Annotated in this window: 1 pseudogene; it reads right to left on the reverse strand. The window is 68.4% G+C overall.

Features of this window, described 5'->3' with window-relative positions:
- Positions 1 to 21: 21 nt before the first annotated feature.
- Positions 22 to 851 (reverse strand): annotated as a pseudogene (locus tag ADK52_RS39705) (IS5 family transposase).
- Between the last annotated feature and the right edge of the window lie 49 nt (positions 852 to 900).

A 900-nucleotide genomic window follows, 5' to 3' on the forward strand; every position in this document is an offset into this window, starting at 1 on the left:
CTAGGAGTTGTCGTCAAAGTGTCACGCCCACATCAGGAGCGATGCGAGGGTGACGGCTGCTTGGTAGGCCTGGGCGGTCTTGTCGTACCTGGTGGCGATGCCTCGCCACTGCTTGAGGCGGTTGAAGCATCGTTCCACCACGTTGCGGTGCTTGTAGACCTGCTTGTCGAAGGCCGGTGGGCGGCCGCCTCGGCTGCCTCGTCGGGCACGGTTGCGGACTTGGTCGGACCGCTCGGGGATGGTGTGGGTGATGCCGCGGCGTCGCAGCCAGGCGCGGATCGCCTTCGAGCTGTAGCCCTTGTCGCCGATGACGTGGTCGGGCCGCACGCGTGGCCGACCGGGCCCGAGACGGGGCACCCGTATCGCGCCCATCACGGCGGTGAACTGGGTGCAGTCGTTGGTGTTCCCGCCGGTCAGAACGAACGCCAGAGGCCGGCCCGCTCCGTCGCAGGCCAGGTGGATCTTGCTGGTCAGCCCGCCGCGGGAGCGGCCAAGCGCCGGGCTCCGGAGCCCCCTTTTCGGGCTCCGGCCGCGTGCTGGTGGGCCCGGACGATGCTGGAGTCGACCGACACCAGCCACTCGATGTCGCCTGCGGCGTCAGCTTGCGCCTGGGCGGCCTGGAGCATCCGCTCGAAGGTCCCGTCCGCGGCCCACCTGCGGAAACGCGTGTGGAGGCTGGCCCACGACCCGTATCGCTCGGGCACATCCCGCCAGGCGACCCCGGTCCGGAACTTCCACACGATCCCGTTGAGGACCGTCCGGTCGTCCAGCCGCGGCCGCCCGAAAACAGGCCGGGGCAGCAGCGGTTGCACGAGTTCCCACTCGGCATCGGACAGTTCATGGCGACGTATCACGACACCATGATCCACAACCCAAGATCACTTTGACGACAGGACCTAG

Origin of the sequence: Streptomyces sp. WM6372, assembly GCF_001279655.1 — a bacterium.
Taxonomy (GTDB): Bacteria; Actinomycetota; Actinomycetes; order Streptomycetales; family Streptomycetaceae; genus Streptomyces.